Raw genomic sequence first — 22,244 nt, forward strand, 5'->3', positions numbered from 1 at the left:
CACAAGTTTCAGTCTTGTCGGGAAACGCCTCACGCAGGCGGGCGGTGCTCGGCGCCATGCGCCCGGAGATATTCCGCGACATCCTCATGCCCATAGCGTTCCGCTTCACTGATCGGCGAGCGGAACCCCTGACGCGACGGATCGGTCAGGACCGGCACTGGCACGGTCAGCGAGACATCCGCGCCATATTCGATGAGCAGCTTGGTGATATCGAGATCCCCGCGCTGCGCCGCGGCGATCAGAGGCGTTTCGTCCGCGATGACAAAGGCGTCGACATTCGCGCCTTTCTCCAAAAGCGCGTGCACCATGTTGATCTTGCCGGCCTGCACCGCCGCAATCAGCGCATTGCCGTCACCGATCTGCGCCGCTTCGATATTGGCGTCATATTCAAGGAGGATGTCGACCATTTTGAGGTCGCCCCGATGGGCTGCGACAATCAACGCATTGCCGTCGCCCCGGACGCCCATGTCAGGATTTGCCCCGGCGTCGAGCAAGGCAATTGCCATCGCATACCGGCCATTTTTTGCTGCAGAGATCAGCGGGCTGCCATCGCCGCGTGCGGCCCGGTTAGGATCAGCGCCAGCAGCCAGAAGGCGCGTCAGGATGCCATGATCCCCGCTCCTCACTGCCCCGATCAGCGGCGTGCCATCGCCATAAGAGGCAGCATTCGGATCGGCGCCCATGGCGAGCAGACGTTCAACCTCTTCAGTCCGTCCACGGCGGGCCGCAAAATAGAGCTCGGCCGGATCGATTGCAGATGCCGAGAATGTCATCTCTTCTGTGGGCTTTTCGTCTTCTGCCAAGTCGGCTGCGGGCCCCAGCTTCGGACCGGCTGCCGCACAGGCAAAGAAGACCGCCGGGACAAGAGCCGTACTCAGAAGAAGACGCGGACGTCCCGAGACATTCTCGCGGGTCAATAGTCGCAAGCGGTCGGCCAGCATCTCCTTGCGCCGGATAGCTGGCAGCGCGAGCGCCGGGCTGCGCCCAAGAATTTGTCTACTAGCGACTTTGAGCAGTGCGTCGGCCATGGCCTCCCCGCCCCCTGCCCGCTCTGCCGCATAGGCATCGCACAGCTTCTCGCGCTCTCGCGCGATCAGCGGCCGCAGCGCATGGATCGGCAGGTTCCACCAGAATAGTGCGGAAATGGTCCGTATGGTAACTTCAAGCAGATTGTCCTGACGGGCCAGATGCGCGATTTCATGTTCGAGCACGGGCCGCAGGCTTTCATCAGCCATCATGTCTTCGGGCAGGATGATGACGGGCCGGAAGAACCCGGCGAGCATTGGCCCTTCGACCTCGCCCGAGACCATGACACGCGCCGGGCGCGACAGGCTGGCCCCAATGGGCTGGCGAAGCGGCTGAGCTCTCCTGATCAGCGCGCTGACGCTGGTCATTTCACTGATCAGTCTGATGAGCAGCAGCGCTGCCCCGAGCCCCCAGAGGAGCATCATTCCCGGCAGGACAAAGACAGATAGATCCAGCCCGCTTGTCGGACTGGCCATCGCCTCGGTGATCACAGGCATGACGTTTGCCTGAGGCGCCGCAGCCGCGCTTTCTGTAACTGGCTGCGGCAGCGAGCCCTCTATCACGGGCAGCACATTCGCTTCACCAGGCAAGAAGAAGGGCAGCACAAAGAGGATTGGTACGATCAGGATGGCCGCCAGCGCCATGTCGTGACGCTCCCGCACCATGCGGCGCGGCAGGATCCGGTCGAGCAGGAGGATGACACCGGCCAGAATGGCTGTCTCGGCAAGGACGGCCCCGGCAACCGGAAGAAGGGCTTCAGCGGTCATGACTTATCTCCTTTTCCGGAAGATTTGCGGGATAGGAATTCCTCGCGAAGCGCCTCGATATCCTCAAGGGTCAGCTCTTCGTCTTCGATCAGATGCTGGGCAAGGCGCCGGGGCGAGCCGTCGAATAGCGATCCCAGCATGGAGCCAAGCGCCTTTTTCCGAGCGCCCGTTTGCGTCAGGACGGCCCGATAAATATGCGCGCGGCCTTCTTTTCGGAAATCGACATAGCCTTTATCCGTCATGATACGGATGGTTGTCAGGACAGTCGTATAGGCAAGATCATATTCAGCGCTGAGCGCGTCGGTAACGTCGCGTACCGTCGCCTCCCCCTTCTCCCACAGGATCGCCATGATCCGGCTTTCCGCTTCGGTCAGCGATGGAGATGTGGGGCGCGCCATTGACGAATTCCTTAGTTGACACCCCTGCCTGACCCGGTCTCGGGGCATTGTCAACTAAGGAATTAAAAGATGGGCGTTACTGCTCGCTCGCGCAGAAGCCTGCCTGCGGCACAACAAGAGAGACGTAGAGAATATCGCGCGGCTGGCGACGGCCCGCTTCCATCTCTGGCTCGACCCATTCGTAGAGCATGAGGCTGTCCGTCCCGCCCGACGCATTGGCAAGGCAGAAGGCAACCGAAAGACGCTCGCGATAGCTGTCAGGATCGCCCGAGACGACCTGATAGCCATTGGCTCTCTCAGTGAGCCCTCCCCGAAGATCCGGGATCAGCCGGTCAGCATGGTCGGCGCGGAAGCTGGTTGAAACTGTGCAGCCATTCTCCGTGTCAGAGACAACGACATCGCTGGTCACGGCGCCGATCGTCCAGGTCGCGTTGCGAACATTGCTGTTGTTCCGGCGGCGTTGAAGTGTCAGCGACTGGCGATTGGCCTGCTCAAACTGGCTGGCCGTCTGCCCTGCGCGCTGCGCCGGCAGGCAGACCTCATTGATCCCGTATTGCAGATCCGCCAGCCGTTCGACTGGATCATCGAGCTCCCAGCCCTTGGCGAATCCGGTCGCCGGAAACATCATCGTGGCTGCCGCGGCAAGTCCCCAAATTTTTTGCATCGTCTTTTCTCCAATTCGAGCCGCGGTCTGTGCATCCGCTTGACAACACATGTAGTCATTATCGTTATTCAATCAATCCTTATTGGATGACAATGTTGTGATTATTCACAGGGCGCGCTCCTCTCCCAACTGCACACAAGAAAAAACCCGGCACGAAGGCCGGGTTCTTCCAGAAACTTATGCGAGACGAGCTTACGACTCGATGAGGTCACCACCATCAGAAGACGAGGCTTCCATGGTCGGGCCGGAGTCTTTACCCTTGGCCGTTTCGTCGCGATCAACGAATTCGATGACGGCGCGCGGCGCGTTATCACCAAAGCGGAAGCCCGCTTTCATGACGCGGGTATAGCCGCCGTGACGCTCGGCGTAGCGAGGGCCAAGGACTTCGAAGAGTTTGCCAACCATCTCGACGTCACGGATCTGGCTGATCGCCTGACGACGAGCGGCAAGATCACCCTTTTTCGCGAGCGTGATGAGCTTGTCCGCAATGGGTTTGAGCTCCTTGGCTTTCGGCAGGGTCGTCGTGATCTGCTCATGCTTGATGAGCGAGGCCGCCATATTGGCGAACATGGCTTTCCGGTGACTTGCCGTCCGGTTCAGTTTGCGATGTGCAACGCCGTGGCGCATGGGTCTTCTCCACTACTCCGCCTGCCTTATAGCATTCTTTAGACGGATGGTTTGGGTCTCATAATGGTGATGCCGGGCAGAGCCCGGCACCGGTTAATTCTGGTCTTCGAACTTGCGGGCAAGCTCTTCGATATTGTCTGGCGGCCAGTCCGGCACATCCATACCAAGATGGAGGCCAAGCGACGCCAGGACTTCTTTGATCTCGTTCAGCGACTTGCGGCCGAAGTTCGGCGTACGAAGCATTTCGGCTTCGGTCTTCTGAATGAGGTCGCCGATATAGACGATGTTGTCGTTCTTCAGGCAGTTGGCCGAACGCACGCTGAGTTCCAGCTCGTCGACTTTCCGCAGAAGCGCTGCGTTGAAGAGAAGCTCTTCTTCCGCGCCGCCAGCTTCGTCTTTCTTGGGCTCGTCGAAATTGACGAAAACCTGAAGCTGGTCCTGAAGAATACGGGCCGCATAAGCGGCTGCATCTTCCGGGTTCACTGCGCCATTGGTTTCGATCTCGAGGATCAGGCGGTCATAATCGAGCACCTGGCCTTCGCGAGTGTTCTCAACCTTGTAGGACACACGGCGAACCGGCGAGTAGAGGCTGTCGACGGGAATCAGGCCGATCGGCGCATCTTCCGGACGGTTGCGGTCGGCCGGGACATAGCCCTTGCCGGTCTGCACGGTGATTTCCATGCGCAGATCCGCGCCTTCGTCGAGCGTACAGATGACGTGATCCTTGTCGAGGATCTCGATGTCAGCCGTTTCCTGAATATCAGCAGCGGTGACGACGCCCGGGCCCTTCTTGTGAAGGACAAGGCGTTTCGGGCCATCGACATGCATGCGGATGGCGAGCTGCTTGATGTTCAGGACGATGATCGTCACATCTTCGCGGACGCCCGGAATGGACGAGAATTCGTGCACCACGCCATCAATCTGGATCGCGGTCACGGCTGCGCCCTGAAGGGACGACATCAGGATACGGCGCAGGGAGTTGCCAAGCGTCAGGCCAAAGCCCCGCTCCAGCGGTTGCGCAATGATCGTAGCCTTCCGCTCCGGGTCGTAGCTGGGCTCGACCTCGAGTTTCTGCGGCTTGATCAGTTCCTGCCAATTCTTTTCGAGCATTTGGTCTCCTTGGTGGCCGAGCGTCCCCGACCGACAGAGTGTGAATAGCGCGTCGCTTGGGGGTTAGACCCGGCGGCGCTTACGCGGACGGACGCCATTGTGCGGAATTGGCGTGACGTCACGAATGTTGGTGACGGTCAGACCTGCCGCCTGCAGGGCACGAAGCGCGCTTTCACGGCCAGAGCCCGGCCCGCGGACCAGAACGTCAACCGATTTGAGGCCATGTTCCATAGCCTTTTTCGCAGCATCTTCAGCGGCCATCTGCGCAGCGAACGGAGTCGATTTGCGCGAGCCTTTGAAGCCCATATGGCCGGCTGACGACCAGGAAATTGCATTGCCCTGCTCGTCCGCGATGGTGACCATCGTGTTGTTGAACGACGCGTTCACGTGAACGACGCCATTGGTAATATTCTTGCGTTCGCGGCGCCGAACGCCGCCCCGTTGCGGTTGACGAGCCATTATTTCTTCTTCCCGGCGATCGGTTTGGCGGGCCCTTTACGGGTCCGGGCATTGGTGTGAGTGCGCTGGCCACGAACCGGCAGGCCACGACGGTGACGCAGGCCGCGATAGCAACCAAGGTCCATCAGGCGCTTCACGTTCATCGACGTTTCGCGGCGCAGATCGCCCTCGACGGTGTAATCTTCGTCGATCGTCTCACGAATCCGGAGGATTTCCGCATCCGACAGGTCCTGCACTCGACGCTCTTCCTCGATCCCGACCTTCTCGACAATCTGTTGAGCGGTCGACGGGCCGATGCCGTGAATATAGGTCAGCGCAATATGAACACGCTTGTTATTGGGGATATTGACCCCTGCGATCCGAGCCACGTTGTGGTCCTCTCAAAAACCTTCTGACCTCCCCCACCATGGAAGAGGCCGGTTGAACGATTGCAGTGGCGCCCAGATGGGCAAAGCCGACCGCGCGAAACGGGTGAAATTCGAGCGAAGCCCGCGCTTATAGCTGCGCTTTGGCTCGCGTCAAGACAGGCTATCCAGCTCCTTGTCGATTTGTGCTGATACCTCTTGAATTGTGGCCATTCCGTCGACTGCCTTGAGCAGTCCCTTGCCCTCGTAATAGGGAATCAGCGGCGCGGTCTGCTCGCGATAGACCTCAAGGCGCTTGCGGAACGTCTCTTCATTGTCGTCCGCCCGAACCTCACCGCCAGCGGCCTTGGTCTCGGCAATCCGGGAATTCAGCCGGTCAACGAGGGCTTCCTCATCGACCTGCAGTTCAAGTACGATCTCGAGCTTGCGCCCGGCCCGCTCCAGAAGCTCATCGAGCATTTCAGCCTGGGGCAACGTCCGCGGAAAACCATCGAGCAGGAACCCCGGCTCGCAGTCAGGCTCCTCGATACGTTCAGCAACGATGCCAGCGACAATATCATCGGAGACAAGGTCACCGCGGTCCATGACAGCCTTGGCTTTCAGGCCGATCGGCGTTTCGGCCGCAACAGCGCCGCGAAGCATGTCACCCGTCGAGAGCTGCGGGATGCCGCGAGTTGAAGCGATGTGCTGGGCTTGTGTGCCCTTCCCCGCGCCAGGCGGTCCCAGAAAGATCAGGATCATTAGCGTGCCCCCCTCAATTTCGATTTCTTGATCAGCGACTCATATTGCTGCGCGAGCAAATGCCCCTGAACCTGCTGAACGGTGTCGAGTGTCACCGTCACGACGATGAGGAGTGACGTCCCCCCAAGATATACCGGGATAGCGCTGTACTGTGAGCGCAGGATTTCCGGCATCAGACAGACAAGGCAGAGATAGGCCGCACCGATGACCGTGATCCGGGTCAAAACGAAGTCGATATATTCTGCCGTCCGGGCACCGGGGCGATAGCCCTGGATATAGCCGCCATATTTCTTGAGGTTGTCGGCCGTGTCCTGCGGATTGAAGACGATCGAGGTGTAGAGGAAGCAGAAGAAGATGATCCCCGCGGCATAGATCGCCATGTAGAGCGGCTGGCCCGGCGAAATATAAAGAAGCAGCGTCTGCAGCCATTGCGGGGAGTTATCCCCGATGGCCCCTTGAGCCGTAGCCGGAATGAAGAGGAGCGAAGACGCAAAGATCGGCGGGATGACGCCAGCTGTGTTGAGCTTCAGCGGCAGGTGGGATTTCTCCCCCTGAACCATGCGGTTGCCCTGCTGGCGGCGCGGATACTGAACAATCAGACGCCGCTGTGACCGCTCCATGAAGACAACGAAGGCAATGAGCGCGACGGCCCCTATCAGGACGAAGAGGATGATCGGCGCGGACAGCGCGCCCGACCGGCCAGAGGCGAATAGCCCGGCTGCCGCACGCGGCAGCTCGGCGATAATGCCAGCGAAGATGATGAGAGAGATCCCGTTGCCGATACCGCGCGAAGTGATCTGCTCACCCAGCCAGACGAGGAACATGACCCCGCCAACGAGCGTAACGACGGTGGTGACATAGAAGAACGCATTCGGGTTCGCGACGACAGGCACGGAGACGCCGTTGATCGTCCCGGTCGAGCTGGCGATGGTCGCGGCAATGAAATAGCCCTGCACGGTCGCAAGCAGCACGGTCAGATAACGCGTATATTGGTTGATCTGCCGACGGCCGCTCTCGCCTTCTTTCTTGACCGCCTCAAGCGAGGGGATCACGGCGGACATCATCTGCATGATAATCGACGCCGAAATATAGGGCATGATGTTGAGCGCAAAGATCGCCATCCGTTCGGTGGCGCCGCCCGAAAACAGGTTGAACGTGCCAAGAAGGCCGCCTGTCTGCGTCGCGAACAGCTCACGGAAGGCATCAGCGTTGACGCCCGGCAGCGGAATGAACGTGCCGATGCGATAAACGATCAGCGCCCCAAGCGCGAAAAGCAGGCGTTTCTTGAGCTCATCCGCCTTGGCAAAGGAGGAAAGGCTGACATTGGACGCAAATTGTTCGGCAGCTGATACCATGGTCTGTCCCTATCAAAGTCCCGGGACAGATGGCGTCTCTCGGGACGAGCCGCAACCAGTAGACCGGTTGCCCTCACCCGGCCATCCCCATCCGGGACGACCGCTTCCCCCAAAAGGGAGAAAAGCTGCCCGGAAGATCCGGGCAGCCTAGACTTATTTTTTCTTTTTGCCTTTGGCGGCTTCGCGTTCCGGACCGCGCAGGCGTTTGCGTTTTTCAACGCGCGTCATGGTCACAGACCCGCCAGCCTTCTCGACCGCTTCACGGGCCGATTTGGTTGCATAGGTCACCGTGACATTGACCTTGGCAGAAAGCTCACCGGTGCCGAGAAGACGGATACCGTCAAATTTCGTCCGGTTGGTTTCAGCCGCCTCGAAGATCGTCTCTTCGGTGATGTCGGAAACACCAGCTTCGGAGAGAACCTGCAGGTCGCTCAGATTGGCTTCTGCGTAGTTCTTGGCGTTCGGCATGTTAAAGCCGCGCTTGGGCAGGCGCATGTGAAGCGGCATCTGACCGCCCTCAAAGCCTTTGATCGCGACACCCGAACGGGATTTCTGACCTTTGACACCGCGTCCGCCGGTTTTGCCTTTGCCGGAGCCGATACCACGGCCGACACGGGTTTTGGTTTTGCGGGCACCCGGGTTGTCCCGGAGATCACTCAGTTTCATTTCTCTTGCCTTTCGACTCTGCGGCACCCGGACCATTCCGGAGCCTCGCCTGGTGCTGCCCCGAAGGGCAGGCACGGAAGTTATTCGCCGACAACCTCGACCATATGCTTGACCTTGGTGATCATGCCGCGAACGGCAGGAGTATCTTCAAGCTCACGCGTACGGCCGATCTTGCCCAGGCCGAGGCCTTTGAGCGTTGCCAGCTGGTCTTTCGGCCGGCGGATCGGGCTGCCGGTCTGTTTGACGGTAAGTGTTTTCTTGGTCGCCATGTTGGCTTCTCCTTACGCGACGTCGACGACAGCCGCATCGGGCTGCACGGCGGCACGGCGGGAAATCAGCTCGCTGACTTTCAGGCCACGCTTGTTCGCGATCGACCGCGGGTTGGACTGGTTCTTCAGCGCATCAACCGTTGCCCGAACCATGTTGTAGGGGTTCGAGGTGCCGATCGATTTAGCCACAACGTCCTGAACACCGAGCATCTCGAAGACGGCCCGCATCGGACCGCCGGCGATGACGCCGGTCCCCGGAGGGGCCGTGCGCAGAACGACTTTGCCGGCACCGTGACGCCCGTGAGCATCGTGGTGCAGCGTGCGACCGTCACGAAGCGGCACACGGATGAGATTGCGCTTGGCTTCCTGGGTTGCCTTGCGAATGGCCTCAGGCACTTCGCGGGCCTTGCCCTTGCCAAAGCCAACGCGGCCTTTCTGGTCACCGACAACGACGAGTGCAGCAAAACCGAAATTCTTGCCGCCTTTCACCGTTTTCGAGACACGGTTGATCGCCACAAGGCGATCTGTGAACTCATCGCGCTCTTCTTCGCGATCGCGTCCCCGGCCCCGTCCGCGGCCCCGGCCGCCATCTCTCTGTTGGGTATCAGACATCTCAAGGCCCCTTAGAATTTGAGCCCGCCCTCACGGGCGGCATCGGCAAGGGCTTTCACCCGGCCATGAAAAATATAACCGCCGCGGTCGAAGACGACTTCCTCGACACCGGCTTTCTTGGCCCGCTCGGCCAGAAGCGCGCCGACTTTTGCGGCGGCATCGACATTCGAGCCGGACGAATTCGCATCGCGGAAGTCCTTCTCGATCGACGAGGCAGCGGCAAGGGTCTTGCCGGCGCGATCGTCAATGATCTGGGCTGCGATGTTTTTCGAAGAACGGAAGACCGACAGGCGGAGCTTGCCATTCGATTTGCGCGCAAGCTGGGCACGGGTACGACCGGCACGACGCTGACGTTTTTGTACAGGATTGACTGCCATAAGCTTTTCCAAGATCCGTAAGCTGAATTTCGCTTACTTCTTCTTGCCCTCCTTCCGGAAGATATACTCGCCTTCATATTTGACGCCTTTGCCCTTGTAGGGCTCTGGCGGACGGAAGCTGCGGATCTTCGCGGCGACTTCACCGACGACCTGCTTGTCACGGCCACTGATCTCGATCTCGGTCGGCTTGCCGACAGTGATTGAAATACCTTCGGGCGGATTGAACTCGACATCGTGAGAGTAACCGAGCGCGAGAACCAGAGTCTGGCCCTTCATCTGTGCACGGTAACCAACGCCGACGAGCTCGAGCTTGCGGACGAAACCGGTGGACACGCCTTCAAAGATGTTCGCGACCATGGTGCGGGACATGCCCCACATGGAACGAGCTTCCTTGGATTTGTTGATCGGGGTCACTTCGACGCCGTCATCGCCCATCTTGACGAGGCAAAGCTCGTTGACGACGAATTCCATCTGACCTTTCGGGCCTTTTGCGGAAACCGTCTGGCCATCAACCTTGGCATCGACGCCACTGGGGACAGGAACTGGTTTTTTGCCAATACGCGACATTGCTCTTCCCTCCCTTAGTAGACCTGGCAGAGCACTTCGCCGCCAACATTATGTTCGCGAGCCAGTGCGTCTGACATGACGCCTTTGGGCGTGGACAGGATGGAGATGCCAAGACCGTTCTGCACGGGCTCGATATCTTTCACCGACGAGTAAACCCGGCGGCCAGGTTTGGAGACCCGCTTGATCTTGGAGATCACCGGTTCACCATCGAAATATTTCAGCTCGATTTCGAGGTCTGTTTTGTTGTCGGCATGCTCAACGCGGGTATAGCCGCGAATGTAGCCTTCAGCCTGCAGAACATCGAGAACGCGCTGGCGGAGCTTTGACGCCGGGGTCGAGGTTTTCGACATACCGCGCATCTGAGCGTTCCGGATACGGGTCAGCATATCGCCGACTGGATCATTGATCGTCATGGTCTATGCCTCCCTTACCAGCTTGACTTCACGAGACCCGGCACCTTGCCTTGCGAGCCAAGCTCACGCAGCGCGATACGGGACATTTTCAGTTTACGGTAGAAGCCGCGCGGACGGCCGGTCACCGCGCACCGGTTCCGGATGCGGGTTTTCGACGCGTTACGCGGAATTTCGGCGAGCTGCAGCGCTGCCTTGAACTTGTCTTCCGGGGATGCCTCTTCACTGCGCATGATCGCCTTGAGAGCCTGCCGCTTGTTTTCAAACTTAGCGGCGAGCCGGCGACGCTTGAGGTCCCGTTCTACCATGGATTTTTTTGCCATTTGCTTTTCAGCCTCCTCGAGGGCCGGTTTCCGTCAGCTTGCGGACCTAGCCTCCTAACCCGTCCGTTATTTACGGAAGGGGAAATTGAACTCTTTCAGAAGTGCCCGTGCTTCATCATCATTGCTCGCATTGGTGCAAACAACGATGTCCATGCCGCGCTGGCCTTCCACTTTGTCGTAATCGATCTCCGGGAACACGATGTGCTCTTTCAGACCCATGGCGTAGTTGCCGCGGCCGTCAAAGCTTTTCGGGTTCAGCCCCCGGAAGTCCCGAACGCGCGGCAGCGCGATGGTCACGAGACGATCGAGGAATTCATACATGCGGTCTTTACGCAGTGTGACCTTCACACCCAGCGCCATTTCCTCACGCACCTTGAAGCCGGCGATCGACTTCTTGGCTTTCGTGACGACCGGACGCTGACCTGCGATACGGGTCAGCTCTTCGAGCGCCGAATCGACAACCTTACGGTCATTGACGGCGTCACCGAGGCCCATATTGATGACGACCTTTTCAAGTTTCGGCACCATCATCGGGTTTGCGTAGTTGAACTGCTCCTGCATCGCAGCACGGATTTTCTCCTTGTACTGCGTTTTCAGGCGCGGTTCGTAATTTTCAAGAGTGGCGGCCTCAGACATCGATAGCCTCCCCGGAACGCTTGGCGACACGGACTTTCTTGCCGTCTCGGACTTCAAAACCGACACGGGTCGGCTTGCCATCCTTGGGGTCCGCAATCGCGACATTGGACACATGAATCGGCGCTTCGCGGGTGACGATCCCGCCAGCCGACGTTTGCGACGGCTTGGTGTGACGCTTGATCACGTTCACGCCCTGGACCGTCACGCGGTTTTCTTTCGGGTCGACTTTCAGGACTTCGCCTTCGGCGCCTTTATCGCGGCCGGTCAGGACGATGACCTTGTCACCCTTTTTGATTCTGGCTGCCATGGTCAGAGCACCTCCGGTGCGAGCGACACGATCTTCATGTGGTTGGCGCGGCGAAGTTCGCGCGTCACCGGGCCGAAGATACGAGTGCCAATCGGCTCTTTGTTATTGTTGATGAGCACAGCGGCATTGTTGTCAAAGCGGATGACTGAGCCGTCACGGCGCTTGATGTCCTTGGCGGTACGAACCACCACGGCTTTCATCACCTGGCCTTTTTTCACCCGGCCGCGCGGCATGGCCTCTTTCACAGACACCACAATGATGTCACCGACGCCCGCATATTTGCGTTTGGCGCCGCCGAGCACCTTGATGCACTGGACCCGCTTTGCGCCGGAATTATCGGCGACATCCAGGTTAGTTTGCATCTGGATCATATCGATCCCTCCATCAAAAGGGGCCGGGGGAAACCCGGAACCCCATTAAAATTTACTCGTTTGCGTCTGCCTTGTCGGCTTCAGCCTGCTGACGATCAGCTGCCGCTGCGGCGAGTTCTTCCGCCGTGACAACTTCCCATCTTTTGAGTTTCGATTTCGGCGGGCATTCACGGATCTGAACCATGTCGCCAACCTTGTACTGATTGTTCTCATCATGAGCGTGATAGCGCTTGGAGCGCCGCACGACCTTGGCGAGAAGCGGGTGTTTGAAGGCACGGTCAATTCGCACAACGACAGTCTTGTCGCCTTTGTCCGAGACAACCGGTCCCTGCAATACGCGTTTGGGCATGCCTTAGCCCTCCGATTTAGCCGCGTCAGCGGCAGTGTGACGTTCGGCCTGGACCGTTTTGATCCGGGCAATATCGCGGCGTACTTCTTTCACACGCGCGGTTTTCTCGAGCTGGCCCGAGACGCGCTGAAAGCGAAGATTGAACTGCTCGCGTTTAAGCTCGAGCAGTTTGGACGACAGCTCGTCGTCGGAAAGATCGCGAACTTCTACAGGTTTCATGATCATTCCCCGATCCGTTTCACGATGCGCGTCTTGATCGGCAGTTTCGCAGCGCCAAGCAGGAGAGCTTCGCGAGCGGTCTGCTCGGGCACACCGTCAATTTCGAACATGATGCGGCCAGGTTTGACCTTGGCGACCCAGCGGTCGACAGAGCCTTTACCTTTACCCATCCGGACTTCCGTCGGTTTTGCCGTGACAGGCACATCCGGGAAGATGCGGATCCAGACGCGGCCGGCCCGTTTCATGTGGCGAGTGATCGCCCTACGAGTGGCTTCGATCTGGCGCGCGGTGACACGCTCGGGCTCAACGGCTTTGAGACCGAAGGACCCGAAGTTGAGATCCGTGCCGCCTTTGGCTGTACCTTTGATACGGCCTTTATGCTGCTTACGGAATTTTGTGCGTTTCGGCTGAAGCATTTCTCAAATTCCCTCAGGCGTTTTCGCGGCGCGGACGGCGATCGCCACGGCGTTCCGGGCTCGGCCCACCGGTCTGGCTGTCCACGAGACGTTTTTCCGATGCCATCGGATCGTGATCCATGATCTCGCCTTTGAAGATCCAGACCTTGATGCCGATCGCGCCATAAGTGGTACGGGCGGTTGCGACGCCGTAATCGATATCCGCACGGAGCGTGTGCAGCGGCACCCGGCCCTCACGGTACCATTCGGTCCGGGCGATTTCCGCCCCGCCGAGACGGCCGGCACAGTTCACGCGGATACCAAGCGCACCCATGCGCATGGCGGTCTGCATGGCCCGCTTCATCGCGCGGCGGAACGAAGCCCGACGCTCGAGCTGTTGGGCGATGTTCTCTGCAACGAGGGTCGCATCGACTTCCGGCTTACGGATCTCAACAATGTTGAGGACCGTTTCCGAAGACGACATTTCCTGCAGCTTCTGGCGAAGCTTCTCGATGTCAGAGCCCTTCTTGCCGATCACCACACCCGGACGGGCCGTGTAGATCGTAACCCGGCACTTTTTGTGCGGACGTTCGATGACGATCCGGCTGACGCCGGCATTTTTCAGACGATCGAGCAGATAGTTACGGATCTTGAGATCCTCATGGAGAAGATCCCCATAGGATTTCTTGTCCGCATACCAACGGCTGTCCCAGGTCCGGTTGATGCCGAGCCGGAGGCCGATCGGAGAGACTTTCTGACCCATCAGGCCACCTCCTCAACTTCGCGGACAACGATTGTGATTTCCGAGAACGGCTTTTTGATCCGACCGACCCGGCCACGAGCGCGGGCTTTCCAGCGCTTCATCACAAGGTTCTTCCCGACAAACGCCCTGTCCACAATGAGGCTGTCGATATCGAGATCATGATTGTTCTCAGCATTCGCGATCGCGCTCTCAAGCACGCGTTTGACTTCATGCGCAACACGTTTGCGCGAGAATTCAAGCTCGTTCAGGGCGCGCTCGACCTTCTTGCCGCGGATCATCTCCGCAACAAGGTTGAGCTTTTGCGGGCTGGTCTTGATCATCCGGCCTTTGGCCATCGCCTGATCTTCACCAACGCGGCGGGGATTTTTAATCTGTCCCATGACTACTTCCGCTTCGCCTTCTTGTCCGCACCGTGACCGTAATAGGTCCGGCTCGGAGAGAATTCGCCCAGCTTATGGCCGACCATGTCTTCAGTGACGTGGACCGGAATAAACTTCTGGCCGTTGTAAACGTTGAACGTAAGCCCGACGAATTGCGGCAGGATGGTCGACCGGCGTGACCAGGTCTTGATCCCGCCCTTGTGACCGCCATCGCCAGCTTCCGCAGCCTTCTTGAGAAGGTAACGGTCGACAAACGGGCCTTTCCAAACAGCTCTTGGCATCCCTTAGCGCCCTTTCTTCCGTGCATGACGCGAACGGATGATCAGATGATCCGTCTTCTTGTTCTTGCGCGTCCGTTTACCTTTGGTCGGTTGGCCCCACGGGGTCACCGGATGGCGACCACCGCTCGTCCGGCCCTCACCACCACCATGCGGGTGATCGATCGGGTTCATGGCGACACCGCGCACTGCCGGGCGTTTGCCCAGGTGGCGCTTGCGGCCGGCCGTACCGAGATTGATGTTTGCGTGATCGGGGTTCGAGACCGCGCCGATGGTGCCAAGGCAATTGCCGTGGACCTTGCGGACTTCACCCGACTTCAGCCGAAGCTGGACATAGTCACCGTCACGGCCAACCACCTGGACATAAGCCCCGGCGGAGCGTGCGATCTGCCCGCCCTTGCCCGGCTTCATCTCCACATTGTGGACGATGGTGCCCGGCGGCACGTTTTTCAGCGGCATGGCATTGCCCGGTTTCACGTCAACGCGCTCGCCCGAGACAACCTTGTCGCCAACGCCGAGGCGCTGCGGTGCCAGAATGTAGGCCTTCACGCCGTCGCCATATTCGATCAGGGCAATGAACGCGGTCCGGTTAGGATCGTATTCGATGCGCTTGACTTCAGCGATGGCGTCATAGCGGTTCCGCTTGAAATCGACGATCCGGTAAAGACGCTTGGCGCCCCCACCGATCCGGCGAGCGGTAATGCGGCCAGTATTGTTCCGGCCACCTTTCTTGGTAAGGCCTTGAGTCAGGCTCTTCTCTGGCTTGCCCTTGTGGAGCTCGCCGCGATCCACCGTGACCAGCGTACGCCGGCCAGGAGAAGTGGGATTGTATGTCTTCAGTGCCATGATGACCTACCCTTACAGCCCTGTCGTCACGTCGATCGAATGCCCGTCTTCAAGGGTCACGATCGCTTTTTTGACGTCCGAACGCTTATAGGGGCGCCCGCGGAACCGTTTGTTCTTGCCTTTGGTGACGAGCGTATTCACCGCCCGCACTTTCACGTTGAAGAGCGCCTCAACCGCTTCTTTGATCTGCGGCTTGGTCGCGTCATTAGCGACCTTGAAGACGATCTGGTTATGCTCGGCAGCGATGGTCGATTTCTCGGTGATCACCGGCGAGACGATTGCGTCGTAATGCTGTTCTTTCGCGGAGCTCATGACGCCACCTCTTCATTCGTGTGCGTGCCGTCGAGCCGTGCATAAAGACCATCAACCGCAGCGCGGGTCAGGATCAGCTTGTCGTGGTTGAGAATGTCATAAACATTCGCCCCGATGACCGGCAGGACATCGATGCCGCCAAGGTTGCGGGCTGCTTTCGCAAAACCCTCATCGACCTTGGCGTCGATGATCAGCGCGCTTTTCGCACCGAGCTTGCCGAACTTTTCGGCCAGGACCTTCGTCTTGGCTTCAGAAACGCTCGCCTCGTCGATGACGATCAGTTCGCTTGCGGACAGTTTTGCCGACAGCGCGTGCTTAAGAGCCAGACGACGAACCTTTTTGGGCAGGTTCGTTGCGTGGCTGCGGACGCGGGGGCCGTGGGCCTTGCCGCCGCCAACGAATTGCGGGGCTTTGCGGTTGCCGTGACGGGCACCGCCGGAGCCTTTCTGACGGACAAATTTCTTCGTCGTGCCAGAAACTTCACCGCGTTCTTTGGCTTTATGCGTGCCTGCCTGGCGGTTGTTCATCTGCCACACGACATAGCGGTGGAGGATGTCACGCCGCGGCTCGAGACCGAAAATGTCATCACGAAGATCGACATCGCCGGATTTCGCCGCATCAAGTGTCATGACGTCGACTTGCATTATTCTTTTCCTTCCGCGTCGTCGGCCGCAGCCTCAGCTTCGGTCTCAGTCGGCGCACCACCGGCTTCGTCAGCAGGCACATCAACACCATGCGCGCCAACCGGGGTCTTCTCACCGACTTCGGCGATCGTGCTTTCAGGCTCTTCAGCCTCGACCTCTTCGCCGCGAACAACAAAGCCGCCCGGCAGCGGGGCCTCTTCAGGACGGGCCTTTTTGACGGCGTCCTTGATGAGGATCCATGAGCCTTTCGAGCCCGGCACCGCGCCTTTGACGAGGATCAGGCCGCGAGCAACATCCGTACGGATGATTTCAAGGTTCTGAGTAGTCACGCGAACATCGCCCATGTGACCGGCCATTTTCTTGCCTTTGAAAACCTTGCCCGGATCCTGACACTGACCGGTCGAACCGTGCGAACGGTGGCTGATCGAGACACCGTGCGAAGCGCGAAGACCACCGAAATTGTGGCGCTTCATGCCGCCGGCAAAGCCTTTACCGATCGAGGTGCCGATGACGTCGACTTTCTGGCCCGGCACATAGTGCTCAGCCGTGATCGTCGCACCGATCTCGATGACATTGTCAGGCTCAACGCGGAACTCTGCGAGTTTACGCTTCGGCGTGACATTGGCTTTTGCGAAATGGCCACGGGCAGCGTTCGTCACCCGGCCAAGTTTCGCTTCGCCCTTGCGGTTCAGATATTCACCTGCACCAAGCTGAAGCGCGACATAGCCGTCACGTTCTGCGGTGCGGTGGCTGACCACCTGGCAGTTTTCAAGGCTCACGACCGTGCACGGAATATGCGTGCCTTCAGCCGTGTACACACGGGTCATGCCGAGCTTCTTGCCGATAACACCCGTACGGGCGCCGGCGAGCTGGGCAGGAAGGGGTTGGGGAGCGTGCGCCATCGTCTTACGCCCCCAGCTTGATCTCGACATCGACGCCGGCCGACAGGTCGAGCTTCATCAGCGCGTCGATCGTCTGCGGGGTCGGGTCAACAATATCGAGGACACGCTTGTGCGTGCGCATCTCGAACTGTTCACGGGATTTCTTATTGACGTGCGGCGAGCGAAGCACCGTATACCGGTCAATGTGGGTCGGCAGCGGGATCGGCCCGCGAACCTGTGCGCCTGTGCGCTTGGCCGTGTTGACGATCTCAACCGCGGAGCTGTCCAGCACGCGGTGATCGAACGCCTTCAGCCGTATCCGAATATTCTGTTGCATCAGCCAGTCCTTTCAAACTGGGGCTCTTGTTCCGCGGGACCCATTTCCCGTCTTTGACAGAGGAGCCAAAAAAGATGACGGGCCGCTCAAGATGCGGCCCGCCGAATGGTTAGTCAGTCCTCACTACTCGAGGATTTTCGAGACGATGCCGGCGCCAACGGTACGGCCACCTTCACGGATAGCGAAGCGGAGCTTCTCTTCCATGGCGATCGGCACGATCAGCTCGACATTGAGGTTCACATTATCGCCCGGCATGACCATCTCGGTGCCTTCCGGCAGCGTGCAGATGCCGGTCACGTCGGTCGTCCGGAAGTAGAACTGCGGACGGTAGTTGTTGAAGAACGGCGTGTGACGGCCACCCTCTTCTTTCGTGAGGATGTAGGCCTCAGCGACGAATTTCGTGTGCGGATTGACCGAGCCCGGCTTACAAAGAACCTGACCACGCTCAACGCCTTCACGGTCGATACCGCGGAGGAGGACACCAACGTTGTCACCAGCTTCACCGCGATCAAGCAGCTTGCGGAACATTTCAACGCCCGTACAGGTCGTCGTTTGCGTGTCGCGGATACCAACGATCTCGATGGTGTCACCAACATTGATGACGCCACGCTCGACACGGCCGGTCACAACCGTACCACGGCCAGAGATCGAGAAGACGTCTTCGATCGGCATCAGGAAGGACTGATCGACCGGACGCTCCGGGGTCGGAATGTAGGTGTCGACTTGAGCCATGAGTTCTTTGATGGCGTTCTCGCCGATTTCCGGATCGCGGCCTTCCATAGCAGCAAGAGCAGAGCCCTTGATGATCGGAATATCGTCGCCCGGGAATTCGTAAGAGCTGAGAAGCTCGCGAACTTCCATCTCGACGAGCTCGAGGAGCTCTTCGTCGTCGACCTGGTCAACTTTGTTCATGAACACGACGAGAGCCGGCACGCCAACCTGACGAGCAAGCAGGATGTGCTCGCGGGTCTGGGGCATCGGGCCGTCGGCTGCGTTCACAACCAGGATCGCGCCGTCCATCTGAGCAGCACCCGTGATCATGTTTTTGACGTAGTCAGCGTGGCCCGGGCAGTCGACGTGGGCGTAGTGACGAGCGTCGGTTTCATATTCGACGTGTGCTGTCGAAATCGTGATGCCGCGGGCTTTTTCTTCCGGGGCGCCGTCGATTTCATCATAAGCCTTGAAGTCACCAAAATATTTGGTGATCGCGGCAGTCAGTGTTGTCTTGCCATGGTCAACGTGGCCGATGGTGCCAATGTTGGCATGCGGCTTTGTACGTTCAAACTTTTCCTTGGCCATGCTCGTCTCTCCGTATTCTGACGATAAGGTTTACCTAAGAAACTGGCGGCTTAGCCCGCCAGCTTCGCTTTGACTTCCTCTGCGACCGCGTTGGGCACGCGCTCATAGTGGTCGAACTGCATCGTGTACTGCGCCCGGCCCTGCGTCGCGGACCGGAGGTTGTTCACATATCCGAACATGTTTGCAAGCGGCACCATGGCATTCACCACAGTCGCATTGCCCCGGATCTCCTGGCCCTGGATCTGGCCACGACGGGAGTTGAGGTCACCGATGACGGTCCCGGTATATTCATCCGGCGTCACCACTTCGACCTTCATCACCGGCTCGAGCAATGCCATGCCCAGATCGCTCTTGTGCTCACGCATTGCGCCGCGAGCAGCAATCTCGAAGGCGAGAACCGACGAGTCGACGTCGTGGAAGGCCCCATCATAGAGGTCGACCTCGAAGTCGAGGATCGGGAAGCCAACCAGAAGGCCCGCTTCCTGAATGGATTTGAGGCCTTTTTCGACGCCCGGAATGAATTCCTTCGGAATAGCGCCACCGACGATCGAGTTGTTGAACACGAAGCCCGTGCCCGGCTCGCCCGGTTTGACCTTGAACTTGACGCGCGCGAACTGACCCGAACCACCCGACTGTTTCTTGTGGGTGTAATCGATGTCCGCATCGCGGGTGATGGTTTCGCGGTAGGCGACCTGTGGGGCGCCGACATTCGCTTCGACCTTGAACTCGCGCTTCATGCGATCAACGAGGATGTCGAGGTGAAGCTCGCCCATGCCCGCAATGATCGTCTGACCGCTTTCCTCATCCGTACGGACGCGGAAGGACGGATCCTCAGCCGCAAGACGGTTGAGGGCGATACCCATTTTCTCCTGGTCGGCCTTGGTTTTCGGCTCGACTGCCAGCGAGATAACCGGCTCAGGAAATTCCATGCGCTCAAGAATGACCGGCTTGGTCGAAACGCAGAGCGTGTCACCCGTCGTCGTGTCTTTCAGGCCCGCGATAGCGACGATGTCACCAGCGTAAGCGTTCTTGATCTCTTCCTGCTGGTTCGAGTGCATCAGCAGCATCCGGCCAACACGCTCTTTCTTGCCTTTCACGGTGTTGAGGAGCGAATCGCCCTGCTCAACGTGACCAGAGTAGATCCGGCAGAAGGTCAGCGTACCAACGAACGGGTCGTTCATGATCTTGAAGGCGAGCATGGAAAGCGGCTCACCATCGTCGGCCTTGCGGCGGACTTCTTCTTCACTGTCAGGAACGATGCCCTTAATCGCCGGCACATCGAGCGGGCTCGGCAGGAAGTCGACGATCGCATCGAGCAGCGGCTGCACACCCTTGTTCTTGAACGCGGTGCCAAGAAGGACGGGGTGGAAATCAACATTGATCGTGCCGATGCGGATGAGTTCACGGATCTTGTCATTATCCGGCATCTCGCCTTCGAGGTACGCCTCCATGGCCGCCTCATCGAGCTCGACAACCGTCTCGATCATCTTCTCGCGATACTCTTCGGCTTTCTCTTTCAGGTCGGCTGGAATTTCGACACGATCGAAAGAAGCGCCCAGCGACTCGTCATTCCAGATGATCGCGTCCATCTCAATGAGATCGACGACACCTGCGAAATCCGACTCTTCGCCGATCGGCAGCTGAAGAACGACAGTCTTACAGCCGAGACGATCATGAATCGAATCGACAGACGTGTAGAAGTTCGCACCCAGCTTATCCATCTTGTTGATGAAGAACATGCGGGGCACGTTGTATTTGTCGCCCTGGCGCCAGACCGTTTCGGTCTGCGGCTCGACACCGGCATTGCCGTCAAGCAGCGCAACAGCGCCGTCGAGAACCCGCAGCGAACGCTCAACTTCAATTGTGAAGTCAACGTGGCCCGGCGTGTCGATGATGTTCAGGCGGCGTTTCTTGCCATCGCGGCCCGACCAGAAAGTCGTGGTCGCAGCTGAGGTGATCGTGATCCCCCGCTCCTGCTCCTGCTCCATCCAGTCCATGGTTGCAGCGCCGTCATGGACTTCGCCGATTTTGTAGGACTTGCCGGTGTAATAGAGGATGCGCTCAGTGGTCGTCGTTTTCCCGGCATCAATGTGGGCCATGATGCCGAAGTTACGATAATCCTCGATAGCGTATTCGCGAGACATTTTACGTACTTTCCGAGGCTTCCGCCCCTAAAATTCAAACTACCAGCGGTAATGCGAGAACGCCCGGTTGGCATCAGCCATCTTGTGCGTGTCTTCACGTTTCTTGACAGCCGAACCGCGGTTCTGGCTTGCGTCCATCAGCTCACCGGAGAGACGGTCGACCATGGTCGGCTCGTTGCGGTTCCGGGCGGCCGTGATCAGCCAGCGCATGGCAAGAGCCAGCTTGCGGTCAGGACGGACTTCAACCGGCACCTGATAGGTCGCACCACCAACACGGCGGGAACGGACCTCAACGGACGGCGTCACATTGTCGAGGGCTTCGCGGAAGAGCTCGAGCGGCGGGCGCTTCAGCTTCTCTTCGACGCGATCGAAAGCGCCATAAACAATTTTCTCGGCGGCAGATTTCTTGCCGTCGAGCATGACGTAATTCATGAATTTGGAAACAGTCTGGTCGTGAAACTTGGGGTCGGGGTTGACCGGACGTTTCTCTGCTTTTCTCCGACGGGACATCTATTCGATCCTTACTTGGGCCGCTTGGCGCCGTATTTCGAGCGACGTTGCTTACGGTCCTTGACCCCTTGGGTATCGAGAACACCGCGAAGCACGTGGTAACGGACACCCGGAAGGTCTTTGACCCGGCCACCACGAATGAGGACCACGGAGTGTTCCTGCAGGTTATGGCCTTCACCCGGGATGTAGCTGATGACTTCAAAGCCATTGGTCAGCCGGACCTTGGCGACTTTCCGAAGAGCCGAGTTCGGCTTTTTCGGGGTCGTCGTATAGACGCGTGTGCACACCCCGCGTTTTTGCGGGTTGCCCTGCAGATGAGGGACCTTGTTGATCTTCCGCTTCGGCTTGCGCGGCTTGCGGATCAGCTGTTGAATCGTCGGCATCTGGTTTCCGTCGTTCGTAAATTTCCGATAGCCAGTACGACTTTAAATCGACGAAACGGCGCCTCCGAACGGGAAACGCCGGCAAAACACCACTCGATTTTCTGTCGTGCCGGGGTTGTTTCGGGCAAAAAATCCCTCATGGAGAGACCCTTGCCGACAGCGCCCCATCTGGCGTGAAGCGGGCTGGTACTAGGTTGGCCCCGTCTGGTCAATAACCCTTATCGGCGAAAGCAGTGATTTTTCACCCAAGGGCATTTTCACCACCGCGGACGGCCCTTCAACCGGCCTTCGGCGTCCTTGTGGAGGACTTATTTAACGCGGATTCAGCGTGCCACAGTCACCACAGAGAGAATCACAATCGGCACTGCCCCCTCACCCGCCTCGGAAGCGCCGGCCTGTCCCCTGACTCAGGGTGAGATAATCTCGCTCGAAACAAAAACGCCGCCCGGTTTCC

General features: G+C 58.9%; 34 protein-coding genes. All 34 read right to left on the reverse strand.

All coding sequences use genetic code 11. The annotated features are described in order from the left end of the window. Positions 1 to 29: 29 nt before the first annotated feature. On the reverse strand, positions 30 to 1,793 hold the full coding sequence (locus tag DX908_RS03265; RefSeq protein WP_116391021.1) for a M56 family metallopeptidase: 1,764 nt from the start codon (positions 1,791 to 1,793) through the stop codon (positions 30 to 32). Beyond that, positions 1,790 to 2,191: a BlaI/MecI/CopY family transcriptional regulator gene (locus tag DX908_RS03270; protein WP_116391022.1), complete on the reverse strand. Its 402-nt coding sequence runs from the start codon at positions 2,189 to 2,191 to the stop codon at positions 1,790 to 1,792. The genes DX908_RS03265 and DX908_RS03270 overlap by 4 nt, the downstream gene beginning before the upstream one ends. A gap of 76 nt (positions 2,192 to 2,267) precedes the next feature. Beyond that, entirely contained in the window at positions 2,268 to 2,855 is a 588-nt protein-coding gene (locus tag DX908_RS03275; RefSeq protein ID WP_116391023.1) for a hypothetical protein, read from the reverse strand. A gap of 192 nt (positions 2,856 to 3,047) precedes the next feature. After that, positions 3,048 to 3,482: a 50S ribosomal protein L17 gene (gene rplQ / locus DX908_RS03280; RefSeq protein ID WP_116391024.1), complete on the reverse strand. Its 435-nt coding sequence runs from the start codon at positions 3,480 to 3,482 to the stop codon at positions 3,048 to 3,050. A 93-nt stretch (positions 3,483 to 3,575) separates the two neighbouring features. Next, the gene (locus DX908_RS03285; protein ID WP_116391025.1) at positions 3,576 to 4,592 is read right to left on the reverse strand and encodes a DNA-directed RNA polymerase subunit alpha; all 1,017 of its coding nucleotides are present in this window, start codon (positions 4,590 to 4,592) and stop codon (positions 3,576 to 3,578) included. 63 nt (positions 4,593 to 4,655) lie between these two features. Then, a complete protein-coding gene (gene rpsK, locus DX908_RS03290; RefSeq protein ID WP_116391026.1) occupies positions 4,656 to 5,051 on the reverse strand; it encodes a 30S ribosomal protein S11 in 396 nt (131 codons plus the stop codon). Beyond that, positions 5,051 to 5,419 (reverse strand): 30S ribosomal protein S13, encoded by a 369-nt coding sequence (gene rpsM, locus DX908_RS03295; RefSeq protein ID WP_116391027.1) that lies wholly within the window; start codon positions 5,417 to 5,419, stop codon positions 5,051 to 5,053. The genes rpsK and rpsM overlap by 1 nt, the downstream gene beginning before the upstream one ends. A 150-nt stretch (positions 5,420 to 5,569) precedes the next feature. Beyond that, positions 5,570 to 6,157 (reverse strand): adenylate kinase, encoded by a 588-nt coding sequence (locus tag DX908_RS03300; protein ID WP_116391028.1) that lies wholly within the window; start codon positions 6,155 to 6,157, stop codon positions 5,570 to 5,572. Continuing rightward, complete coding sequence (gene secY / locus DX908_RS03305; protein WP_116391029.1) at positions 6,157 to 7,512, reverse strand: preprotein translocase subunit SecY; 1,356 nt, start codon at positions 7,510 to 7,512, stop codon at positions 6,157 to 6,159. Before secY ends, DX908_RS03300 begins: the two co-directional genes overlap by 1 nt. 153 nt (positions 7,513 to 7,665) lie before the next feature. Then, positions 7,666 to 8,178 (reverse strand): 50S ribosomal protein L15, encoded by a 513-nt coding sequence (gene rplO / locus DX908_RS03310; RefSeq protein WP_116391030.1) that lies wholly within the window; start codon positions 8,176 to 8,178, stop codon positions 7,666 to 7,668. A gap of 80 nt (positions 8,179 to 8,258) precedes the next feature. Beyond that, positions 8,259 to 8,447, reverse strand: a complete 189-nt coding sequence (gene rpmD, locus DX908_RS03315; RefSeq protein ID WP_116391031.1) for a 50S ribosomal protein L30 — start codon at positions 8,445 to 8,447, stop codon at positions 8,259 to 8,261. 12 nt (positions 8,448 to 8,459) lie between these two features. After that, the gene (gene rpsE / locus DX908_RS03320) at positions 8,460 to 9,059 is read right to left on the reverse strand and encodes a 30S ribosomal protein S5 (protein ID WP_116391032.1); all 600 of its coding nucleotides are present in this window, start codon (positions 9,057 to 9,059) and stop codon (positions 8,460 to 8,462) included. A gap of 11 nt (positions 9,060 to 9,070) precedes the next feature. Beyond that, entirely contained in the window at positions 9,071 to 9,436 is a 366-nt protein-coding gene (rplR, locus tag DX908_RS03325) for a 50S ribosomal protein L18 (protein WP_116391033.1), read from the reverse strand. Positions 9,437 to 9,469: 33 nt separating this feature from the next. Then, positions 9,470 to 10,003 (reverse strand): 50S ribosomal protein L6, encoded by a 534-nt coding sequence (gene rplF / locus DX908_RS03330; protein WP_116391034.1) that lies wholly within the window; start codon positions 10,001 to 10,003, stop codon positions 9,470 to 9,472. A 14-nt stretch (positions 10,004 to 10,017) separates the two neighbouring features. Next, positions 10,018 to 10,416, reverse strand: coding sequence for a 30S ribosomal protein S8 (rpsH, locus tag DX908_RS03335; protein ID WP_116391035.1), 399 nt, complete (start codon positions 10,414 to 10,416; stop codon positions 10,018 to 10,020). A gap of 14 nt (positions 10,417 to 10,430) precedes the next feature. Further along, positions 10,431 to 10,736 (reverse strand): 30S ribosomal protein S14, encoded by a 306-nt coding sequence (rpsN, locus tag DX908_RS03340; RefSeq protein ID WP_116391036.1) that lies wholly within the window; start codon positions 10,734 to 10,736, stop codon positions 10,431 to 10,433. A gap of 66 nt (positions 10,737 to 10,802) precedes the next feature. Then, positions 10,803 to 11,372, reverse strand: a complete 570-nt coding sequence (gene rplE / locus DX908_RS03345; RefSeq protein WP_116391037.1) for a 50S ribosomal protein L5 — start codon at positions 11,370 to 11,372, stop codon at positions 10,803 to 10,805. Continuing rightward, positions 11,365 to 11,679, reverse strand: coding sequence for a 50S ribosomal protein L24 (rplX, locus tag DX908_RS03350; RefSeq protein WP_116391038.1), 315 nt, complete (start codon positions 11,677 to 11,679; stop codon positions 11,365 to 11,367). Before rplX ends, rplE begins: the two co-directional genes overlap by 8 nt. Positions 11,680 to 11,681: 2 nt before the next feature. Next, entirely contained in the window at positions 11,682 to 12,050 is a 369-nt protein-coding gene (gene rplN / locus DX908_RS03355) for a 50S ribosomal protein L14 (protein ID WP_116391039.1), read from the reverse strand. A gap of 52 nt (positions 12,051 to 12,102) precedes the next feature. Next, complete coding sequence (rpsQ, locus tag DX908_RS03360; protein WP_116391040.1) at positions 12,103 to 12,399, reverse strand: 30S ribosomal protein S17; 297 nt, start codon at positions 12,397 to 12,399, stop codon at positions 12,103 to 12,105. A 3-nt stretch (positions 12,400 to 12,402) separates the two neighbouring features. Further along, entirely contained in the window at positions 12,403 to 12,618 is a 216-nt protein-coding gene (gene rpmC, locus DX908_RS03365) for a 50S ribosomal protein L29 (RefSeq protein WP_116392968.1), read from the reverse strand. Positions 12,619 to 12,620: 2 nt separating this feature from the next. Continuing rightward, on the reverse strand, positions 12,621 to 13,034 hold the full coding sequence (rplP, locus tag DX908_RS03370; RefSeq protein ID WP_116391041.1) for a 50S ribosomal protein L16: 414 nt from the start codon (positions 13,032 to 13,034) through the stop codon (positions 12,621 to 12,623). A 13-nt stretch (positions 13,035 to 13,047) separates the two neighbouring features. Beyond that, positions 13,048 to 13,776 carry a 30S ribosomal protein S3 gene (gene rpsC, locus DX908_RS03375; protein ID WP_116391042.1) on the reverse strand — a complete coding sequence of 243 codons (729 nt, stop codon included), beginning with the start codon at positions 13,774 to 13,776 and terminating at the stop codon, positions 13,048 to 13,050. Beyond that, a complete protein-coding gene (gene rplV, locus DX908_RS03380; protein WP_116391043.1) occupies positions 13,776 to 14,156 on the reverse strand; it encodes a 50S ribosomal protein L22 in 381 nt (126 codons plus the stop codon). Before rplV ends, rpsC begins: the two co-directional genes overlap by 1 nt. Before the next feature lie 2 nt (positions 14,157 to 14,158). Next, positions 14,159 to 14,437: a 30S ribosomal protein S19 gene (gene rpsS / locus DX908_RS03385; protein ID WP_116391044.1), complete on the reverse strand. Its 279-nt coding sequence runs from the start codon at positions 14,435 to 14,437 to the stop codon at positions 14,159 to 14,161. A 3-nt stretch (positions 14,438 to 14,440) separates the two neighbouring features. Further along, the gene (rplB, locus tag DX908_RS03390) at positions 14,441 to 15,280 is read right to left on the reverse strand and encodes a 50S ribosomal protein L2 (RefSeq protein WP_116391045.1); all 840 of its coding nucleotides are present in this window, start codon (positions 15,278 to 15,280) and stop codon (positions 14,441 to 14,443) included. A 12-nt stretch (positions 15,281 to 15,292) separates the two neighbouring features. Then, complete coding sequence (locus DX908_RS03395) at positions 15,293 to 15,592, reverse strand: 50S ribosomal protein L23 (RefSeq protein ID WP_116391046.1); 300 nt, start codon at positions 15,590 to 15,592, stop codon at positions 15,293 to 15,295. Continuing rightward, positions 15,589 to 16,236 (reverse strand): 50S ribosomal protein L4, encoded by a 648-nt coding sequence (rplD, locus tag DX908_RS03400; protein ID WP_116391047.1) that lies wholly within the window; start codon positions 16,234 to 16,236, stop codon positions 15,589 to 15,591. The genes DX908_RS03395 and rplD overlap by 4 nt, the downstream gene beginning before the upstream one ends. Next, complete coding sequence (rplC, locus tag DX908_RS03405; RefSeq protein WP_116391048.1) at positions 16,236 to 17,138, reverse strand: 50S ribosomal protein L3; 903 nt, start codon at positions 17,136 to 17,138, stop codon at positions 16,236 to 16,238. The genes rplD and rplC overlap by 1 nt, the downstream gene beginning before the upstream one ends. A 4-nt stretch (positions 17,139 to 17,142) precedes the next feature. Next, positions 17,143 to 17,457 carry a 30S ribosomal protein S10 gene (gene rpsJ / locus DX908_RS03410; RefSeq protein ID WP_116391049.1) on the reverse strand — a complete coding sequence of 105 codons (315 nt, stop codon included), beginning with the start codon at positions 17,455 to 17,457 and terminating at the stop codon, positions 17,143 to 17,145. A 120-nt stretch (positions 17,458 to 17,577) separates the two neighbouring features. Further along, a complete protein-coding gene (gene tuf, locus DX908_RS03415) occupies positions 17,578 to 18,753 on the reverse strand; it encodes an elongation factor Tu (RefSeq protein ID WP_116391050.1) in 1,176 nt (391 codons plus the stop codon). 50 nt (positions 18,754 to 18,803) lie between these two features. Then, the gene (gene fusA / locus DX908_RS03420; protein ID WP_116391051.1) at positions 18,804 to 20,897 is read right to left on the reverse strand and encodes an elongation factor G; all 2,094 of its coding nucleotides are present in this window, start codon (positions 20,895 to 20,897) and stop codon (positions 18,804 to 18,806) included. Positions 20,898 to 20,936: 39 nt separating this feature from the next. Then, positions 20,937 to 21,407, reverse strand: coding sequence for a 30S ribosomal protein S7 (gene rpsG, locus DX908_RS03425; RefSeq protein ID WP_116391052.1), 471 nt, complete (start codon positions 21,405 to 21,407; stop codon positions 20,937 to 20,939). 11 nt (positions 21,408 to 21,418) lie between these two features. After that, positions 21,419 to 21,790 carry a 30S ribosomal protein S12 gene (rpsL, locus tag DX908_RS03430; RefSeq protein WP_116391053.1) on the reverse strand — a complete coding sequence of 124 codons (372 nt, stop codon included), beginning with the start codon at positions 21,788 to 21,790 and terminating at the stop codon, positions 21,419 to 21,421. Positions 21,791 to 22,244: the final 454 nt, after the last annotated feature.

The sequence above is a fragment of the Parvularcula marina genome, from assembly GCF_003399445.1.
GTDB lineage: Bacteria > Pseudomonadota > Alphaproteobacteria > Caulobacterales > Parvularculaceae > Parvularcula > Parvularcula marina.

Excerpts from the sequence above, each read along its gene's own strand:
- DX908_RS03395 (WP_116391046.1), bottom strand. The coding sequence starts at position 15,592 with ATGAGCTCCGCGAAAGAACAGCATTACGACGCAATCGTCTCGCCGGTG.
- rpsG (WP_116391052.1), bottom strand. The coding sequence starts at position 21,407 with ATGTCCCGTCGGAGAAAAGCAGAGAAACGTCCGGTCAACCCCGACCCC.
- rpsL (WP_116391053.1), bottom strand. The coding sequence starts at position 21,790 with ATGCCGACGATTCAACAGCTGATCCGCAAGCCGCGCAAGCCGAAGCGG.
- rplC (WP_116391048.1), bottom strand. The coding sequence starts at position 17,138 with ATGGCGCACGCTCCCCAACCCCTTCCTGCCCAGCTCGCCGGCGCCCGT.
- rpmC (WP_116392968.1), bottom strand. The coding sequence starts at position 12,618 with ATGAAACCTGTAGAAGTTCGCGATCTTTCCGACGACGAGCTGTCGTCC.
- rplF (WP_116391034.1), bottom strand. The coding sequence starts at position 10,003 with ATGTCGCGTATTGGCAAAAAACCAGTTCCTGTCCCCAGTGGCGTCGAT.
- tuf (WP_116391050.1), bottom strand. The coding sequence starts at position 18,753 with ATGGCCAAGGAAAAGTTTGAACGTACAAAGCCGCATGCCAACATTGGC.
- DX908_RS03285 (WP_116391025.1), bottom strand. The coding sequence starts at position 4,592 with ATGCTCGAAAAGAATTGGCAGGAACTGATCAAGCCGCAGAAACTCGAG.
- rpsN (WP_116391036.1), bottom strand. The coding sequence starts at position 10,736 with ATGGCAAAAAAATCCATGGTAGAACGGGACCTCAAGCGTCGCCGGCTC.
- rpsH (WP_116391035.1), bottom strand. The coding sequence starts at position 10,416 with ATGACGATCAATGATCCAGTCGGCGATATGCTGACCCGTATCCGGAAC.
- rplO (WP_116391030.1), bottom strand. The coding sequence starts at position 8,178 with ATGAAACTGAGTGATCTCCGGGACAACCCGGGTGCCCGCAAAACCAAA.
- rplP (WP_116391041.1), bottom strand. The coding sequence starts at position 13,034 with ATGCTTCAGCCGAAACGCACAAAATTCCGTAAGCAGCATAAAGGCCGT.
- fusA (WP_116391051.1), bottom strand. The coding sequence starts at position 20,897 with ATGTCTCGCGAATACGCTATCGAGGATTATCGTAACTTCGGCATCATG.
- rplX (WP_116391038.1), bottom strand. The coding sequence starts at position 11,679 with ATGGCAGCCAGAATCAAAAAGGGTGACAAGGTCATCGTCCTGACCGGC.
- rplE (WP_116391037.1), bottom strand. The coding sequence starts at position 11,372 with ATGTCTGAGGCCGCCACTCTTGAAAATTACGAACCGCGCCTGAAAACG.
- rplB (WP_116391045.1), bottom strand. The coding sequence starts at position 15,280 with ATGGCACTGAAGACATACAATCCCACTTCTCCTGGCCGGCGTACGCTG.
- rpsC (WP_116391042.1), bottom strand. The coding sequence starts at position 13,776 with ATGGGTCAGAAAGTCTCTCCGATCGGCCTCCGGCTCGGCATCAACCGG.
- rpmD (WP_116391031.1), bottom strand. The coding sequence starts at position 8,447 with ATGGCGACCAAGAAAACACTTACCGTCAAACAGACCGGCAGCCCGATC.
- DX908_RS03300 (WP_116391028.1), bottom strand. The coding sequence starts at position 6,157 with ATGATCCTGATCTTTCTGGGACCGCCTGGCGCGGGGAAGGGCACACAA.
- rplR (WP_116391033.1), bottom strand. The coding sequence starts at position 9,436 with ATGGCAGTCAATCCTGTACAAAAACGTCAGCGTCGTGCCGGTCGTACC.
- rplD (WP_116391047.1), bottom strand. The coding sequence starts at position 16,236 with ATGCAAGTCGACGTCATGACACTTGATGCGGCGAAATCCGGCGATGTC.
- rplQ (WP_116391024.1), bottom strand. The coding sequence starts at position 3,482 with ATGCGCCACGGCGTTGCACATCGCAAACTGAACCGGACGGCAAGTCAC.
- secY (WP_116391029.1), bottom strand. The coding sequence starts at position 7,512 with ATGGTATCAGCTGCCGAACAATTTGCGTCCAATGTCAGCCTTTCCTCC.
- rplV (WP_116391043.1), bottom strand. The coding sequence starts at position 14,156 with ATGGGACAGATTAAAAATCCCCGCCGCGTTGGTGAAGATCAGGCGATG.
- rpsE (WP_116391032.1), bottom strand. The coding sequence starts at position 9,059 with ATGTCTGATACCCAACAGAGAGATGGCGGCCGGGGCCGCGGACGGGGC.
- rpsQ (WP_116391040.1), bottom strand. The coding sequence starts at position 12,399 with ATGCCCAAACGCGTATTGCAGGGACCGGTTGTCTCGGACAAAGGCGAC.
- rplN (WP_116391039.1), bottom strand. The coding sequence starts at position 12,050 with ATGATCCAGATGCAAACTAACCTGGATGTCGCCGATAATTCCGGCGCA.
- rpsS (WP_116391044.1), bottom strand. The coding sequence starts at position 14,437 with ATGCCAAGAGCTGTTTGGAAAGGCCCGTTTGTCGACCGTTACCTTCTC.
- DX908_RS03275 (WP_116391023.1), bottom strand. The coding sequence starts at position 2,855 with ATGCAAAAAATTTGGGGACTTGCCGCGGCAGCCACGATGATGTTTCCG.
- DX908_RS03270 (WP_116391022.1), bottom strand. The coding sequence starts at position 2,191 with ATGGCGCGCCCCACATCTCCATCGCTGACCGAAGCGGAAAGCCGGATC.
- DX908_RS03265 (WP_116391021.1), bottom strand. The coding sequence starts at position 1,793 with ATGACCGCTGAAGCCCTTCTTCCGGTTGCCGGGGCCGTCCTTGCCGAG.
- rpsK (WP_116391026.1), bottom strand. The coding sequence starts at position 5,051 with ATGGCTCGTCAACCGCAACGGGGCGGCGTTCGGCGCCGCGAACGCAAG.